General features: G+C 55.1%; 13 protein-coding genes. 2 read left to right on the forward strand and 11 right to left on the reverse strand.

Annotated elements, in window-relative coordinates:
• Nucleotides 1–112 precede the first annotated feature (112 nt).
• Nucleotides 113–1303 carry an amino acid aminotransferase gene (locus ACREYP_RS15140; RefSeq protein WP_336817842.1) on the forward strand — a complete coding sequence of 397 codons (1191 nt, stop codon included), beginning with the start codon at nucleotides 113–115 and terminating at the stop codon, nucleotides 1301–1303.
• 57 nt (nucleotides 1304–1360) lie between these two features.
• Here the strand turns inward: ACREYP_RS15140 and ACREYP_RS15145 are convergent, their stop codons facing one another.
• From ACREYP_RS15145 to cmoM, 7 genes are all read right to left on the reverse strand, one after another.
• Nucleotides 1361–2008 carry an MBL fold metallo-hydrolase gene (locus ACREYP_RS15145; RefSeq protein ID WP_008461206.1) on the reverse strand — a complete coding sequence of 216 codons (648 nt, stop codon included), beginning with the start codon at nucleotides 2006–2008 and terminating at the stop codon, nucleotides 1361–1363.
• Nucleotides 2009–2047: 39 nt separating this feature from the next.
• A complete protein-coding gene (mepK, locus tag ACREYP_RS15150; protein WP_336817843.1) occupies nucleotides 2048–2596 on the reverse strand; it encodes a peptidoglycan L,D-endopeptidase MepK in 549 nt (182 codons plus the stop codon).
• Nucleotides 2597–2780: 184 nt separating this feature from the next.
• Nucleotides 2781–4619 (reverse strand): L,D-transpeptidase, encoded by a 1839-nt coding sequence (gene ldtD, locus ACREYP_RS15155; protein WP_336817844.1) that lies wholly within the window; start codon nucleotides 4617–4619, stop codon nucleotides 2781–2783.
• 182 nt (nucleotides 4620–4801) lie between these two features.
• Nucleotides 4802–9259 (reverse strand): chromosome partition protein MukB, encoded by a 4458-nt coding sequence (gene mukB, locus ACREYP_RS15160; RefSeq protein ID WP_336817845.1) that lies wholly within the window; start codon nucleotides 9257–9259, stop codon nucleotides 4802–4804.
• Nucleotides 9256–9972, reverse strand: coding sequence for a chromosome partition protein MukE (gene mukE / locus ACREYP_RS15165; RefSeq protein WP_008461197.1), 717 nt, complete (start codon nucleotides 9970–9972; stop codon nucleotides 9256–9258). Before mukE ends, mukB begins: the two co-directional genes overlap by 4 nt.
• Nucleotides 9953–11275 carry a chromosome partition protein MukF gene (gene mukF, locus ACREYP_RS15170; RefSeq protein ID WP_008461196.1) on the reverse strand — a complete coding sequence of 441 codons (1323 nt, stop codon included), beginning with the start codon at nucleotides 11273–11275 and terminating at the stop codon, nucleotides 9953–9955. The genes mukE and mukF overlap by 20 nt, the downstream gene beginning before the upstream one ends.
• Before the next feature lie 3 nt (nucleotides 11276–11278).
• Nucleotides 11279–12055, reverse strand: a complete 777-nt coding sequence (gene cmoM / locus ACREYP_RS15175) for a tRNA uridine 5-oxyacetic acid(34) methyltransferase CmoM (protein WP_039301582.1) — start codon at nucleotides 12053–12055, stop codon at nucleotides 11279–11281.
• A 132-nt stretch (nucleotides 12056–12187) separates the two neighbouring features.
• Between cmoM and elyC the strand changes: the two genes are divergently transcribed.
• Nucleotides 12188–12967: an envelope biogenesis factor ElyC gene (elyC, locus tag ACREYP_RS15180; protein ID WP_336817846.1), complete on the forward strand. Its 780-nt coding sequence runs from the start codon at nucleotides 12188–12190 to the stop codon at nucleotides 12965–12967.
• Here the strand turns inward: elyC and ACREYP_RS15185 are convergent.
• The 4 genes from ACREYP_RS15185 to ACREYP_RS15200 all read right to left on the reverse strand — a co-directional run bounded on the left by ACREYP_RS15185 (nucleotide 12944) and on the right by ACREYP_RS15200 (nucleotide 16181).
• On the reverse strand, nucleotides 12944–13837 hold the full coding sequence (locus ACREYP_RS15185; RefSeq protein ID WP_336817847.1) for a YcbJ family phosphotransferase: 894 nt from the start codon (nucleotides 13835–13837) through the stop codon (nucleotides 12944–12946). The two genes, elyC and ACREYP_RS15185, sit on opposite strands and share 24 nt — an antisense overlap.
• A 137-nt stretch (nucleotides 13838–13974) precedes the next feature.
• Complete coding sequence (gene kdsB / locus ACREYP_RS15190; RefSeq protein WP_008461192.1) at nucleotides 13975–14721, reverse strand: 3-deoxy-manno-octulosonate cytidylyltransferase; 747 nt, start codon at nucleotides 14719–14721, stop codon at nucleotides 13975–13977.
• Nucleotides 14718–14900, reverse strand: a complete 183-nt coding sequence (locus tag ACREYP_RS15195) for a Trm112 family protein (RefSeq protein WP_336817848.1) — start codon at nucleotides 14898–14900, stop codon at nucleotides 14718–14720. The genes kdsB and ACREYP_RS15195 overlap by 4 nt, the downstream gene beginning before the upstream one ends.
• A gap of 48 nt (nucleotides 14901–14948) precedes the next feature.
• Nucleotides 14949–16181 (reverse strand): winged helix-turn-helix domain-containing protein, encoded by a 1233-nt coding sequence (locus ACREYP_RS15200; RefSeq protein WP_336817849.1) that lies wholly within the window; start codon nucleotides 16179–16181, stop codon nucleotides 14949–14951.
• Nucleotides 16182–16205 lie beyond the last annotated feature (24 nt).

The raw sequence follows: 16205 nt of genomic DNA on the forward strand, positions 1-16205 counted from the left end.
ATAAACCCGATGTTATCGCTAACCGTCTCTTTTTGTCGCAAACGGTTGGCAATTCGTAAAACAGCAGTTAACCTGAAAGCGATTTCCCCCGATATCACTAATGGAACCCGTCATGTTTGAGAACATTACCGCTGCCCCTGCCGATCCTATACTTGGTCTGGCTGACCTGTTTCGCGCCGACGACCGTCCAACCAAAATTAACCTCGGCATCGGGGTCTATAAGGACGAGACCGGTAAAACCCCTGTCCTGACCAGCGTGAAGAAAGCTGAACTTTATCTGCTGGAAAATGAGACCACCAAAAACTATCTGGGCATTGATGGTATTCCAGAGTTTGGCCGCTGCACGCAAGAGCTGCTGTTCGGCAAAAACAACGCGCTTATTGCCGACAAACGCGCCCGTACGGCGCAAACCCCAGGCGGGACCGGTGCGCTGCGCGTTGCCGCTGATTTCCTGGCGAAAAACACCTCAGCAAAACGCGTCTGGGTGAGTAACCCAAGCTGGCCTAACCACAAAAGCGTGTTTAACGCCGCTGGCCTGGAAGTGAAAGAGTACGCCTATTACGATGCGGAAAATCACAGCCTGGACTTTGATGGCCTGATGGCCAGCCTGCAGGCGGCGGAAGCCGGTGACGTGGTGCTGTTCCACGGCTGCTGCCATAACCCAACCGGGATCGATCCTACCGCCGAACAGTGGAAAACGCTGGCGGAGATGTCGCTGGCCAAAGGCTGGCTGCCGCTGTTTGACTTTGCTTACCAGGGCTTTGCTCGTGGTCTGGAAGAAGATGCCGAAGGCCTGCGTCTTTTCGCTGCCGGCCACAAAGAACTGCTGGTGGCCAGCTCCTACTCCAAGAACTTCGGTTTGTATAACGAACGCGTGGGTGCTTTCACACTGGTTGCCGCCGATGCCGACACCGCTGACCGTTCATTCAGCCAGGTGAAATCGGTTATTCGTGCCAACTACTCCAACCCACCGGCACACGGTGCCTCCGTTGTGGCGACTATTCTGAGCAACGATGCGCTGCGTACCATGTGGGAACAAGAGTTGACCGATATGCGTCAGCGTATTCACCGCATGCGTCAGCTGTTTGTGAATACCCTGCAGGAGAAAGGCGCCAACCGCGACTTCAGCTTCATCATTAACCAGAACGGGATGTTCTCGTTCAGCGGCCTGACCAAAGAACAGGTTCTCCGCCTGCGTGAAGAGTTCGGCGTTTACGCCGTCGCATCTGGCCGTGTTAACGTGGCGGGCATGACGCCGGATAACATGGCGCCGCTGTGCGAAGCCATCGTTGCCGTGCTGTAATAGCCACGCATAGCAAAAGAGCCGCATAAGCGGCTCTTTTTTTATTTGAAACCCGTTTTACCAGACCGGCTGCTCATCCTGCAAAAACGGATTATGCAGGCGCTCGTAACCCAGCGTAGACATTGGGCCGTGGCCGGGAATAAAGGTCACATCATCCCCCAGCGGCAGCAGCTTACGTTTGATCGAATCAATCAACGCCGCATGGTCACCACGCGGGAAATCGCTGCGCCCCACTCCGCCTTTAAAGATAACATCGCCCGAAACCAGTAAACGAGAGGCCGCATCGAAGAAAACGATATGGCCAGGCGTATGCCCCGGACAATGCAACACCTGTAAAGTTACATTCCCTACGGAAACACATTCCCCTTCGTTTAACCAGCGGTCCGGCGTCAAAGGCTGACACTCGTCGAGGCCAAACATCCGGCTTTGCTGCGGCAGTCCCTGCAGCCAGAACTCATCTTCTTTTTCCGGCCCCACAACGGGCACGCCGTAATGTGCCGCCAGCTCAGCCGCCGCGCCAACGTGATCGAGATGACCATGCGTCAACAGAATTTGGCTAATCTGCACGCCTTTTTGCGCCACTTCTTGCTTAATGCGCGCCGCATCGCCGCCGGGATCCACCAGCGCTGCCTGCTGCGTTTCCTCGCACCAGATAAGAGAACAGTTCTGGGCAAAAGCCGTGACCGGAATAATGTGATAGTTCATGCTGCTCCATTACCGACAACAAAGCCGGATTCCGTTGTTTTACCAGTGCCTTACCGGCCCGGTATCAATATGCACAAAGTCGCTGCTGGGGTAGTATCCTACACCACCTGCCTGCATAGATAATGCTGCTTTGCGAATATTGCTTAACGAAACGCCTTCAATATGGAAATCCATCGCCTGGCCTTTGGTGTGGTAGCTTTTTTTCGCCACGCCTCGGCTGTGAGCACGGAGTTCATTATTGGTGTCGATGGAACGGTAGCCGGAAACCAGCTGGACCGGTTTGTTAGTCCCCAAAAGCCCCTGCAGGCGATAGAGTTGGTCGAACAGGGAAGGATCGATGGATTTAATCTTGTTCGCCCGGTAGTCCCGGAAGAAATGATTAAGCCTTGCTAATTCATCCTGAATATAGCCTCTGCCATCAAAAAACTCAGCTTTCAGTGACTCTCCAGTATGCAGGTTATTGAGAGTCAAAATACGCGGGCGTGGTGTCGAGAGGGTGGCAAACGACGGCAAAGGCATGAGAGCGGCACCGAAAGCCACGCCCCCCAAAGCCAGTAGCTTGCGGCGATTAGCGTCAAATTTGTCCATGATATCCAGGTCTACAGGTAATAAAATGATGGTTTAATATGCACTTTTGCGCACAGCCATCGCACCATAGCTGCCCGAATCCGGGGAGTCAAGGCACGATAAAACCCAGCAACGGCGGGCCCTGCAGAGGGCCCGGCTGCGTTTTACATTTTATACGACCACTAATTCATTAGAAATGTTGCGTTTAGCGGATTAATAACCCGGCTTTTGCGAGGTTTTGTGCGCCAGATCGCGCGGTGAGATCATAATTGTAAATATCTGTACGAAATTCGGTGCGGCCATCTTTTCCGACAAATGCGGTCAGATAGTAGAGATTAACCGGAATGTTATGCCGGATATTGACGTATTTAGTGTTCCCTTCCTGCAAGGTACTGGATATACGGGAATCATTCCATCCGGCATCCTGCAATAGCATATTTGCCAGCTCAGACGCCTTGTTGACGCGTACACAGCCTGAACTCAGCGCCCTTGCATCCTTCTGGAAGAGGTTATGATTGGGCGTGTCATGCAGGTAGATGGCGTCAGAACTCGGCATATTAAACTTGTAGCGTCCAAGCGAGTTCTGCGTGCCGGGCTTCTGCTGGAAGCGGAACGGCAGATTATTCTCGGTGATCGTCGACCAGTCTACGCGCCACGGATCGATCATCTCCGCATTGTTGCTCCAGCCGCGAATCACGCTATAGCCGTGCTGTTCCAGGTAACCCGGATTCTGGCGAACCTTTGGCAAAATATCTTTTCGCGCCAGCGTTGGCGGCACGTTCCACGGTGGGTTAACCACAACGTTGTTCAGCGCGCTGCTCATCATCGGGGTTTTACGATCCGGGCGCCCAACGATAACGCGAGAAGCCAGCGCCTCGTTCCCGTTAAGGTAATACACCAGCGAATAGTTAGGAATGTTCACCATAATGCCGGTCTCAAGTTTATCCGGCAGCAGGCGTAAACGTTGAATATTCAATGCTACCAGGGCTGCACGCTGCTGAGGCGTGACGTTAAGCCAGTCGCGCGTCAGTTGGCCAATCGCACCGTCCGAGCCTAACCCTTGCCATTGCTGGAAGCGTTTCACGCCATCGACCAGGTCTCGGCTATAAACGCCGCGGGCGGCAACCTGAGATTTTTTCTTGCCAGCCTGAGGAGACGCATCCTCGACGTTAATCGCGGACGGGCTTACGGTGACATCAGCCACGCTGGTCACCCCCGATGGCTTGTCCTGAAGCATGCCGGTTCGGGCAAGAATTTCTCTCAGCGCCCCCACGTCGTTGCTCCACTGCCCTGGCCTTAATGTCTCTTTGCCGGCCATCTGCGGCCACGGACGGGTATCAGCCAACAGATGAATCAGCGACTGATGCAGCTGGGCATACTGCGGATGCTGAGGCGCAAGGCTGTCGATAAAGTTCACCAGAGAGCCCTGATCAACGGCGACCTGCCACTGGTTAATCACCGACAGGGGCGGCGTTTTTAACTTGTAAGGCGTGCTGCTATAAAGCCAGCGATTGCCGTCAATCGGGATGCCCGAAACGAACTGCAGGTAACCCATCATGGCGTCGGAAAGCACCACATCGCGTGCCATACCGGTCACTGCGGGATCGGTCAACAGCTCAACCCACTGGTTAAACTGCGGCTGTATTCCGGCAATGGCCACTTCCGCCAGCTGTTGCTGAAAGGCCTTAGCCGCATCGCGGTTTTCCCACATCGGCTTCATGTCACGCGCAGCATAGAAGGCCGACAGGGCGTTGAGATAAACCGGCGTGTAGCCCGCAGGCAGGCCCGCAATAAGCTGCGACCGGCTTTGTGCCGCCGACATCGTGGAGGTGTTTGTTGGCAAAGTTCCGGCCATCGTGGCCGTCGCCGTAGACTGCGCCAAAGGCTGATTGAGTTCCGTGGGCCGATCGGTCTGGAAAGCAGAACTGTCGGAGGGAACGACGGCAGGCTCGTCGGCCTGGGCCACAAACAGCGGAGCGAAACTGAGCGCCAGGCAGTAACCGACTGCCGATAATCGAAAATCTTTAGCTTTTCTAAGCAACATCCCTTGCCCCCTGTTTATTACTGTGCTCACCGTCAAAGGCGGGAAGTATTCACCACTAGTATATAAACAGTAAAAACCATTTGCCTGACAAAATGTAAAGAAAATTAAAGATTAAGACTGTTCGCGACAAAGAAAAAGCGGGCCTTAGCCCGCTTGATAATATCGCATCCAGTAGCGCTGGTTTACGAGGCGTCAGCCGTTTCCGAACCCTGCTGCGGCTCTGGCAGCGCCGGGGCTGCAAAGCCACGCAGGCCAACAACGTGAACGTGCTCGCTGTTCTGGAAGACCTTACGCACCAGCTTATAGGTGGTGCCTTTTTCCGGGCTGATGTTTTCTGGAGCCGCAATAATTAATTGCATTTCCAGACGTTCACACAGCTCAAACAGCGTGGCGATGGACTTGGCATCCAGTCGCGCCGCTTCGTCAAGGAACAGCAGGCGGCAAGGGGAAATGTCTTTCCCACGCAGGCGCTGCGACTCATCTTCCCAGCTCTGAACAACCATCACCAGGATAGACATCCCGGTCCCGATAGCTTCCCCGGTGGACAACGCCCCGCTCTCTGCACGCAGCCAGCCGTCTGAACCACGGTTTACCTCAACTTCCATTTCCAGGTAGTTACGGTAATCCAGCAGCTCTTCGCCGATGGTCTGCGGCGTGCGCTGGCCCATGTCGATCTGCGGGTTAAGGCGCTGATAAAGCTTCGCCAGCGCTTCGGAGAAGGTCAGGCGATTGCTGTTGAACAGATCCTGATGCTGCTCATGCTGCTCGGAAAGTACGTTCAGCAGCGTTGCGTGAGCCTCGCGCACGTTGACGTTCAGACGAACGCTCTTCACCTGGCCGAAGGAGACGCTTTGCAGGCCCTGGTTGAGCATGCGAATACGGTTCTGCTCGCGCTGAATCGTCTTGCGAATAATATTCGCCACGCTGCGGGAGCTGATCGCCAGTTTCTGCTCGCGTGAAGTCAGCTCTTCCGTCAGGCGACTCAGTTCAATTTCCATCTGTTCGATGGCTTCAACCGGATCGTCGGTACGAATGATGTCCTGGCGAATACGCTCGCGCAGATGCTGATAAACCGCGACGAAGAACTGGATCTTACGTTCAGGGCGCTTAGGATCTTCCGACAGACGAAGTACGTCACGCAGATGTTCGTTGTCGGCCACCGCCAGGCGCAGTGCACCCAACGCCTTATCCGACATGGAGCGCAGATCGTCCCCGGAGAGATAAGCCAGCTCACGACGATGCAGGCGGCGCTCAACGCCGTTGTCTTTCACCATACGCATGACGGCGCACCAGCCTGCTTTCGCCGTCACAACCTGCTCGCGCATTTCAAAGTAACTACGCTCCAGCTGCTTCAGCTTGCGGGTCAGGTTGTTCATCTCCGCTTCGCAGTAAGTCAGCTGCTTCTCAAGCTGATTACGGCGCGAGCGGTTGTTGCTGAGCGCAGTATGCAGCTCATCGCGGCGCACACGTGCTCTTTCCTCCGCCCCGGTATCTGCGCGGACGCCGATATCCTGCAGTTCTTTATGCAGATCCGTCAGCAGCTCTTTTTTGGTATCAAACGAACTTTTCAGCGACGCCAGAAGCTGGTTGTACTGACCCAACTGCTGGGCATGCTGGCGCAGCGCTTCACGGGAACGCGTCCGCTCCACTTCAGCCTGTTCCAGACGCTGGCGCAGCTTCTCATTCAGGTCGCTGTTGCCGTCCAGCATAGCGGCAGAATCGCTGTAGCTGAAGTGGGCGCGACGCTGCACGACTTCGGTCAGCGCAAACGCGCGCTGACGGGCATCACGCTGTATTTGCTGCGCGTGAGCGTAGTCGTCTTTAAGCTGCTCGAACTGTTCAGGGTCGCTCTGCAGCACGCTGGCAACGCCTTCCAGTTTGATTAACTGGTTGCCGTGCTGGTGAATAAAGCGAGCGGATTCTTCGGCTTCATCCAGGAGCTCCTGGATTTCATCGCAGCGATCGGCCAGCGTTTCGTCATTCAGCAGGCTAATGCGCGGCAACAGGCGGTTAAGCTGGGCCACGCCCTCTTTTGCCTGCTCAAACTGCTGGCGCTGCTGCTGATTGTCATTTTCGTGGTTGTTGATCGCCCGCTCAATCTCGCCGCGACGGCTGTTGAGGTGGCGAATTTCCGCCTCAGGATCGTCTTCAAACGCCACGCCCAGATGCTGGCCGATAAAGCGGCTAAACGACTGGTGCAGGCGCTGGTTTTTCTGCACATCGAAAGAAAGCGTGGCGAAGCGCTCGGCCAGTGACTCACGTTCGTTATGCAACGCTTCAAGGCGGTTTTCACGCGCGGCACGGCCAAACAGCGGCAGCTCCGGCAGACGCGAATAGCGCCACTGACGTTCAGCGGTTTTGACGAGTACCGCCGTACCCATCTCTTCAACGGTAAACACGCTGTCATCGAACGAAGACGGGTCCCCTTCAATCAGGTACAGGTCTTCCGGGCAATCTTCCAGATTTTCCAGCTGTTCGCGTACTAAAGAAAGATCGGGCACCACGATGGCGTGACGGGATGGACCATACAGCGCGGAGAAGTACGGTGCATCTTCGAGACCGATATCGTCATAAATTTCAGACAGCAGCACGCCGCCAAAACGTTCGGCCAGCGCGTTGAGGCGCGGGTCTTCGGCACCGCCAGGCTGGCTGAGGCGTTCAATTTCGTCATCTACGGCACGTTTACGCGCCCCGACTTCGTCACGCTCAACGGTGGATTCGCGCTCGCGCTCCAGCAGTTGCTGCATGTACTCAGTCACCTGCTGGCTGGCTTCGAACTGCTCGCCGCTTTGCTCGCACAGCTGAGTCAGGCTGGTTTGCGCCGCAATCCATCTTGGCGCGCGCAGGTTCAGCGTTTTGATGCTGGCCTGAATTTGTTCCAGTTCCTGACGCAGCGCCATGCGCTGCTCGCTTGCTTCGGCTACGGTTTGCTGCAGCGCGCCGATGCGCTCTTCCAGCTCCTCATGCAGCGCTTCAAGCTCTTCCGGATCGAACTGTTTGCCCTGGCGTTTACAGAAGTCAGCGAGCAAGCGCTCAGCTTCCTGCTGTTCTCGCAGGCGCTGTTCCAGCTCGTTGAGACGCATACGCAGCGGCTGGACCTGTTCGGCCAGATGGCGCTGGTTGCTACTGTCGCGCAGTAATTCACGCGCGGTGTCCCAGGCTTCGCTGCGGCTCACCGGGCCACTGATCGCCGTTACCAGTTGGTAAGCATGTTCGAACTGGCTATGCGCCGCCTGAGCCACGCTCATTTTCTGTTCAAGAGACAACAGCTTGTCGGTTGCTTCGATCTCTTTCGCTTTGAAAGTGTCCAGCCATTCATCAGCGCTGTCGGCGGTTAAATCCGGCAGATGGCAAAGCTCACGAGCACGCTCCAGCGCCTGAAGCGCCTGCTGATACTGAATCGCACGGGTCTGCTGCACGTCCAGCGCCTGCTGATAATCGGCAAGCTGACTCTTCAGCTCATCCACTTCCAGCTCGGCGGCTTCGGCCCGGGCCTCGTTTTCTTCCTGCTGCTCGTGCGCTTCGGCAACGATCTCATTTTGCTCTTCAAGACGAATTTGCAGCTCGTCGAGGTCAGCTTCGTAGCGCTTGATCTTTTCCTGCTGGCGAATCGCCGTTTGCACCAGGTTCAGGTGATCGCTTGCGGCCTGGTAATCCGTTTCCAGATCGCCTTCCGCACCGCTGTGTTCACCCAGCTCGCGCGCCATATCAACGTGCTTATATTGTTCGGCGGCCAACTGCTGGCGGCTAATCAACAGTTCGCGACGAAATTCCAGCGCTTTATCCAGGTGAATACGTCGTTCGTTGGCGTGGCGCATGTAGTCTGCCGCCACATAGTCAGTCGCTTCCGAGATTAAGTGCTTAAACAAATCACGGTCGGACTGGGTGACGCGAATCGCTTCCAGCGTCATGCGGTTTTCACGCAGCGCCGCTTCCATGTCCTGGAAGGCTTTACGCACGCCGCCGTTTTCCGGCAGCAGGTAATCACGCAGGGAACGGGTGATCGCGCTGGAAATACCGCCGTACAGCGAGGCTTCAATCAGGCGATAGTATTTGCTACGGTCTGCGGCGCTGCGCAAACGACGGGCAACAATGCCCAGATCGAACATCAGCGAGTGGTAGTCGGTAATGGAGTTGAACTGTTTGAACTGCACGCCTTCAATGGCTTCAACTTTATCCTTAAGCTCCTGCAGGCTGAGTACGCGAGCCTGACGTTCATTCAGCGTTTCAGTCAGTAACTGTGTCGGCTGAATCGAGGTTGGCAAGCCCTGAATTGCAAAGGGTTTAATATCGACTTTACGGTCGCGCCCGGCGACCTGCTGCAGACGAACCCCCACTACAACGCGCTGATGGCGCGAGTTGATGACGTCCAGCGTGGAGTAACACACGCCGGCTTTCAGCTTGCCGTGAAGACCTTTATCGCGAGAGCCTGAGGTGGCCCCCGCCTCCGTGGTGTTGCGGAAGTGCAGCAAGGTTAAGTCCGGGATAAGCGCCGTGACGAAAGCCGCCATAGTGGTGGACTTACCCGCCCCGTTGCCCCCGGAAAGCGTGGTGACCAGCTCATCGAGATCGAAGGTACGCGCGAAGAAACCGTTCCAGTTAACCAGCGTCAGCGAGCGAAATTTTCCGCGTTCAATCATTCTTGTTCATCCTCCGCGTTATCCAGTCCTGGTTGTGGCTCATCGCTCTCATCATTGAGCTGCAGGCGACTTTCGACCGCCATGGCTTCGCCGTCGCGAATCATGCGCAGCTGAGCTTCGCGCGGGTCATCGCCGGTGCGCACATCGGCGCCGAAGCGGAAGACCGATTCGGTGATGCGGAATTTACTGCTGTCGTGGCCCATAAACCAGATCATGCCGAGACGGCGCAGGCGAGTCAGTGAAGCACGAACTTTCTCCTGCAGCTTTTGTCGGTCAAGGTCGGACCCGGTGGAGCGGTTGTTCACCAGCTTCAGCAGCTTGTTTTCATCCGCCAGCGTTAGCAGCTCGTCATAAAGCTCCTGCTGGGTGAAGATCCCTTCGTTGGCCAGACGTTCCGGGCTGAGATAGAGGTAGCACAGAATTTTGCCCACCATCATATCCAGCTCGGAGAGCACAGAACGAGGGATTAGCGTGGTGGAACGTGGACGCAGATAGAAAAATCCTTCTGGCGCACGGATGAGTTCCACGTTATAGCGCGCGTAAAACTCTTCCAGATATTCCTGGAAATCCATCAAGAAGGCGTGGTTGTCCAACTCTTCGAGGCCAATATGACGCCCGGCGCGCAGCTGGCTGTCGAGCGCAGGAAAAAGAGGGTTAGCCAGCGCCTGTGCCAGTTTAACCGGCATCACTTGTTCAATATTTGTTGATGACATGCGCCTGTACCTTGGCTCCGTAATCGTTAATGGTTTGCCACTTAGCCGGCAATCCTGTGAAATCCGCTTCCGCTACGCCCAGACGCACCGCCTGGTCTACAACAATACGCGCCACGTCGAAGTGACGCGCGCGCGGGTATTGCACGAGGTAGTCACGTACCACAACGCCCAAATCAAGAGGAGCTTGTTGGGTTTTGTAGACCTGCAGCGCCGCTTCAATCAGCGCCGCCAGTTGTTCACGAATTTCGTTAAATTCTTCAAACTCGAGTTCACTTGGCAACTCGCCGGTGACCTCTTCATCCCGCAGTGCCATCTCTTCGTCACGCATATCCAGCAGGCGATCGGCGCTGGAGTAGGTCAGCGCCCATGGCGCATCGAAGTAGCTTTGCACCGACTGGCGCAGACGCTGAGCAAAGACGCGGTTTTTATCCATATCGATAGCGGTACGGATAAATTTATGCACGTGGCGGTCGTAGCCAATCCACAGGTCAATGGCCTGCTGGCCCCAGCTGATAATGCGGTCGAGTTTGCTTTGCAGGTCGAACACAAGGCGGTCTACAAAGTGAAGATCGTCGCGCCCCAGGGTTGAGTCCTGAACGCGCAACAGGTTGGCCTGCAGCTTATCCCCCGCGGCTTCGAGCGTATCCTGCAGTTCACGTAGCGTGCCGGATGTCTCTGACAACAGCAGTTCACAGCTTGAAATCGCCGCCCGCCAGTCTTTGTTCAGCAGTTGGGCAATGTCATCTTTTACCTGCTGCTGCTGCTCGTCCATAATGCGCTGGGTAAGATCGATACTGTCGAAAATCTCCGCCACGGAATATTTGAGCGGCGCATAAACATTGCGGTGCCAGTGAAATTCATCGCCATCTTCATCGGCCGCATCAGCGGCGCGCTTAAGCTCGCCCGCAACGATAGAAAGCTGCATAGACAGACGCAGCGTGGAAAACTCACGCTGGCGAATGTAGTAGTCAGTGATGCCAATCCCCAGAGGCGTCAGGCGATAAATGGCATTGCCTTCGGTTAGCTCGCTGACAAAACGATTGAGCAAACGCTGACGGACCATATCGTTGATGGCGTTGTTCGCGCGCACGCTGATGGTTTCGCTCGTTTGTTCAAAACCATCGCTGACGTGACGAAACGCATCAATCAGTTCTCCCTCGCTCAGCTCGCCATCAAGGCGCTCGCCGTTTAAGGTGGCCACGGCCAGCAAAAACGTCAGGCGCTCCGTCGGTAGCGAGATCGAAAAATCATTTTTCCTGGCCCAGGCAACCAGTTCAGGCACTGTCTGGGAAAAATCACTCATAATTTATCCTTGGCTCTGCGGCTTAAACGCGGTTACGTGAATATAGCGGCCGAGACTGATAAACGGCTCCTGCCGACAATAACGCGTCTCCAGCGTCAGCAAATCGTCAAAACCATCTCGTTGTTTGTGTTTATCTCGCAGGTAATCGTGAAACACCCGCACGCCGGTTTTACCGGTAATTTGCCAGCCAATTTGCTCCAGCCAGTGATAAACCTGTTCTGGCTGCAGCGGATTGTCGGGCGAAAGGGTTTTGCGCTTATTTTTTTTCATCCCCTGCAGTACATATTCGAAGTTTCCGACAAACATGTTTCGCATCAGCAGGCCGTTTGCATTGTAGAACATTAGCGACAAAGTGCCGCCGGGACGCAAACAATCCCAAAGTGCTTTTAGCACGGCCTGAGGATCGGTGACCCACTCAAGCACCGCATGAAACAATATCAGATCAACCGGGCTTTCCAAATGTTGAGCCATATCCTGAGCGGCAGATTGTACAAAATGCATGTTGTCGCTCACACCTTTCTCCTGAGCGAGCATTTTTGCACGCGCAATCATTTCGGCGGACACATCGCAAAGCACGACCTCATGCCCTCGCTCAGCAAAACGGGTGGCCGTTTGCCCCTCCCCACCTCCGGCGTCCAACACCTTTAAGGTTGCGGGCTGTGTCGCCAGAAAAGCATCCAGATCCTGCCAGAGAATCGCCTGCCGCAACTGGCCTTTGGTTGTGCCATAGATATTGTGCGAAAACTTCTCGGCAATATCGTCAAAATTGCGGTCACCCATGGGTACAGCTCCGTGGCAAAAGAGGTCATCTGACAAAACCGCTATTTTGGCACAGGCGGGACGAGAATGAACCCATCTGGTGTAATATCACGGGGGTTTACCTGCTGGATGGTTAAAAAGGATCCGAATTTCATGCTTTTTATACTGAAAAAAATCATTGGCGGGCTGCTGCTTCCCCTGCCATTCCTGCTGTTAACCATGGGCGTGGCTCTGGCACTGCTGTGGTTTACCCGCTGGCAAAAAACGGCCAAAGGGTTACTCACGGCCAGCTGGCTGGTGCTTTTTCTGATTAGCCTGCAGCCCGTCGCAGACTGGATGCTAAAGCCTATCGAAGACACCTACGCCACTCGCCAACACGGAGACAACGCCCGCTACATCGTTGTGCTGGGCGGCGGTTATACCTGGAACCCGGACTGGGCCCCCAGCTCAAATCTGATCGACAACAGTTTACCGCGACTCGCCGAAGCGATTCGTCTGAAACAGCTCAATCCGGGGGCAAAACTTATCTTTACCGGAGCCAGAGCAATGACCAACCCCGTCAGTACCGCAGAAGCTGGTGCCAGGGTTGCGGAAAGCCTCGGCGTTGCCAGAGACGACATCATTACGCTGGACACACCAAAAGACACAGAAGAGGAAGCCCATGCCGTCGCGAAGCTGATAGGCCAGCAGCCGTTTATTCTGGTGACGTCAGCTTCTCACCTGCCACGGGCGATGATCTTCTTCACCCGGGCCGGGCTGCATCCTCTCCCTGCCCCAGCTAACCAGTTGGCGATAACCTCTCCGCTGAGTCCGTGGGAAAAGGCTATCCCCGACCCGGTATGGCTGATGCACAGCGAGCGCGTGGGCTATGAAACCCTCGGGCGCCTGTGGCAGTGGCTGAAAGGCCCTTCAGGAGAGCCAGGGCAGCAATGACTTAGAGGCGTTGTCAAACACCGGCCGGTTCAGTCGGCCGGTTTGCAGCAGGTGTGCTACCTCATCCCACAGCACATATAGCCAGCGCCGCCAGAGGAAAGATTCGGCAACCGGGGCGCGCTGCAAATAGTGCCAAAGCAGGCTTTCGGCCTGACCTGGCTCTGCCAGGCGAAACAGCTCATATTCTCGCGGCGCCCAAAGCATTACCCCGGGGTTAACCATCGCCAGCAATTGATCGCTACGAGAATCCTTGAGCATGCTGCGAAGGGAAAAATTGCCGTGAATAAGCACGCAGTTATCGCTGAAGTCTTCGAACATACGCGGCAGACATTCTCGGGTACGAAACAGAATACGTTTATCCTGCATGGTTAACCCGGTGTTCTGATACTGATTGAGCGTAGTCCAGAGCACTTCGATTCGCTGGCGGTACCAGTGCGGCCAGATGTTTTCCTGAGTGCTGTCGACGTTTCCCACACAGCCGCTGCTGTCCACGCGATGCCAGGCTAAGAGCCCCTCAACAATCTGGTCTTTGAGCTGCTCCCAGCGGTTAGGCGTTCGGGTTGGTGCTTCACCGGGAACCCCTCGCAGGCGCTCCATCAGTAAAACGTCCGGGCCAGGATGTTCTTCGTGAGTCAACACGCCGTAGACCACCGGCATGCGGACGGTGCCTGAACGCGCCAGCATCGACATTTTCCAGGCCAACTGAGTCGCCAGGCCCGGCGAGGTAAAGCTTTTGGCGAGCAGCGGCATTGCGTGGCCGCCGCTGTCATAGAGCGACCAAAGTGCAGTTTCCGCATGTTCGCTAATGCACTCAATACGGCTTAACTTCTCACCCAGCAGGTGACTTAGCTCCTTACGCAGCAATTCCATACCGATTTCCCCTGGTAATACTGTTGATTTAATAATGAGCGCACCAGGCGAAGTTGTCACCACTCCAGATCAATTGGGTTTCAGAAAAAGAAAAACCGGCCTGGTTAGCCGGTTTGATTGTTCACACTGAAGGTGAATTAGCGCATTGCGAGACGGACGCGTTCAAGATCTTCGGGCGTATCCACACCAATACTTGGGATGGCCTTCGCCACGGCAACATGTATTTTTTCGCCGTTCCACAAGACGCGCAGCTGTTCAAGCATTTCGATTTGTTCAAGCTGGCTCGGTGCCCAGCTGACGTAGCGACGGATGAAACCAGCGCGGTAGCCATAGATACCTATATGACGCAGGAAGGTATCGCCAATCTCTTCACGTGAAGCGGCAAAACGCTCGCGATCCCACGGAATTGTGGCGCGTGAGAAATAAAGCGCGTAGCCCTGCGCATCCATGACCACTTTTACCGCATTCGGATTAAACGCTTCTTCCGCAGATTCAATGGGTACTGCGAGGGTCGCCATGCCAGCTTTGCTGTTCGCGACGTTGTTAGCAACCTGCTGAATAATCACCGGCGGGATCATTGGCTCATCGCCCTGCACGTTCACGATCACCGTGTCGTCGCTGAAGCCACATTTCTCAATAACTTCTGCCAGGCGTTCAGTGCCGGACTGATGATCGGGGCTGGTCAGGCAGACTTCTCCTCCCGCAGCTTCGACGACTCGTGCAACTTCCGGGTGATCGGTCGCGACAATGATACGCTCAGCACCTGATTCGCGCGCGCGGTCCAGAACATGCAGCACCATTGCTTTGCCGTTAATCTCTTTTAAAGGCTTACCCGGCAGACGCGTGGACGCATAGCGAGCGGGAATAATGGCGACAAAACTCATGGGTTGGTCTCGTCTGAAGTCAGCGTCCGGGCTTCACTTTCCAGCAGAACTGGAATGTCATCACGCAGCGGGTATGCCAGGCCATCAGGCTTGCAGATAAGCTCTTGCTTTTCCTGGTTATAGTAGAGCTTGCCGTTACAGACCGGGCAGGCAATGATTTCAAGTAAACGACTTTCCATAATTACTCCAGATGAGTGCCATCAACGGCACCAGAATAGCATAAATGACTAGCCAGCCGGGGCCATTTCCCAGCCAGTACCCCAGCTTTCTCTTAATTCTGCGGGCAAAATACCCAGGGTAAGATGCGTCGCGGATTGCCAGCGCGCAAATTCCGTCAGTGCACCACGCAGACCTGCCTGCAAGGCGTCGGTGATTTTTATGCCCTCTTCCAGATAGAGGCTTATGACCTCCAGCTCCCCCTGCTTACGGTGCATTTTGGCGTCTATCCTGCCCACCAGCGCTCCTTTGTGCAGCAGCGGTAAAACAAAATAACCATAGCGACGCTTTTCCGCTGGGGTATAGCATTCCAGTCGATAGGAAAAGTTAAACAGCACCTCTGCTCTGCGACGATCCCAAACGACCGGGTCAAACGGTGAAAGCACGGCGCTGTGGGTAGCGTTAAGCTGATTTTGCTGCGCTTTTTCAAGCAGCGGTAGCAGCGAATGATGCAGCAGCATATCGCCCAGTGTATCGGCCTGGACGCGAATGACATTGCCCGATGAAAGCCAGCTTTCTATCAGGGGCTTTAACGCAATATTTTTCAGTCGGTAGTAATCAGCGAGCCATTCCGGACGGAAGATCCCCAGGCTACGGGCGCTGTTTTCCAGCATGAGTAACTCAGCCTCGGGCTGCTCAATCAGATGCAAGGCATCGTTCCAGTGCGGCATAACGCGCTGGGTTAAATCGTAAACTCTTTGAAAATTACGCCGTTCCGTCACCATCACCTGTCCGGCGGTAAATAACCCCTCAAGATGTTTTTTCTGTGGCTTCCATTCCCACCAGCCGCTCGCGCCTTTGCGTGGATGCTCAAAATCAGCTGAACGGACGGGGCCATTGTCTTTGATATAAGCGAGCAGCTGGCTGATATCTTCCGCATGCTCATTCATCCATTCGGGACGGTATTTCCAGCCCATGTTTTCAGGGCTCAGCATCCGGTGGCGAATGAGCGCAAAATCTTTTTTCGGCAAAAAACAGGCTTCATGCGCCCAGTATTCGATTAGCTCACCGCTCACCAGGGCACTATCAAGCCAGCCAGATTCATACTGACCAAGGCGACTGAACAAGACGAGGTAAGGGCTGCGGGCAACAATATTAATGGTGTCAATTTGCAGCAGCGACATGCGGGAAATCGCGTCGGCAACGTCAGAGGGCCGTGCACGACGACGAGGCTTTTGAAGTAATCCCTGGGCCGCAAGGTGGAGATTTCGGGCTGCTCGTAATGAAAGTTGTGAAACGGTCATGGCACACCTGTAATCAACGAACGA

This window comes from Enterobacter sp. TMH.L2, assembly GCF_050847315.1.
In the GTDB taxonomy this organism is placed as follows: domain Bacteria; phylum Pseudomonadota; class Gammaproteobacteria; order Enterobacterales; family Enterobacteriaceae; genus Cedecea.

Coding starts and splice junctions, on each gene's coding strand:
- mukF (WP_008461196.1), bottom strand. CDS start 11,275: ATGAGTGATTTTTCCCAGACAGTGCCTGAACTGGTTGCCTGGGCCAGG.
- ACREYP_RS15195 (WP_336817848.1), bottom strand. CDS start 14,900: ATGGAAAGTCGTTTACTTGAAATCATTGCCTGCCCGGTCTGTAACGGC.
- ACREYP_RS15200 (WP_336817849.1), bottom strand. CDS start 16,181: ATGACCGTTTCACAACTTTCATTACGAGCAGCCCGAAATCTCCACCTT.
- mukE (WP_008461197.1), bottom strand. CDS start 9,972: ATGTCATCAACAAATATTGAACAAGTGATGCCGGTTAAACTGGCACAG.
- mukB (WP_336817845.1), bottom strand. CDS start 9,259: ATGATTGAACGCGGAAAATTTCGCTCGCTGACGCTGGTTAACTGGAAC.
- mepK (WP_336817843.1), bottom strand. CDS start 2,596: ATGGACAAATTTGACGCTAATCGCCGCAAGCTACTGGCTTTGGGGGGC.
- kdsB (WP_008461192.1), bottom strand. CDS start 14,721: ATGAGTTTTGTCGCCATTATTCCCGCTCGCTATGCGTCCACGCGTCTG.
- ACREYP_RS15145 (WP_008461206.1), bottom strand. CDS start 2,008: ATGAACTATCACATTATTCCGGTCACGGCTTTTGCCCAGAACTGTTCT.
- elyC (WP_336817846.1), top strand. CDS start 12,188: ATGCTTTTTATACTGAAAAAAATCATTGGCGGGCTGCTGCTTCCCCTG.
- ldtD (WP_336817844.1), bottom strand. CDS start 4,619: ATGTTGCTTAGAAAAGCTAAAGATTTTCGATTATCGGCAGTCGGTTAC.
- ACREYP_RS15185 (WP_336817847.1), bottom strand. CDS start 13,837: ATGGAATTGCTGCGTAAGGAGCTAAGTCACCTGCTGGGTGAGAAGTTA.
- ACREYP_RS15140 (WP_336817842.1), top strand. CDS start 113: ATGTTTGAGAACATTACCGCTGCCCCTGCCGATCCTATACTTGGTCTG.
- cmoM (WP_039301582.1), bottom strand. CDS start 12,055: ATGGGTGACCGCAATTTTGACGATATTGCCGAGAAGTTTTCGCACAAT.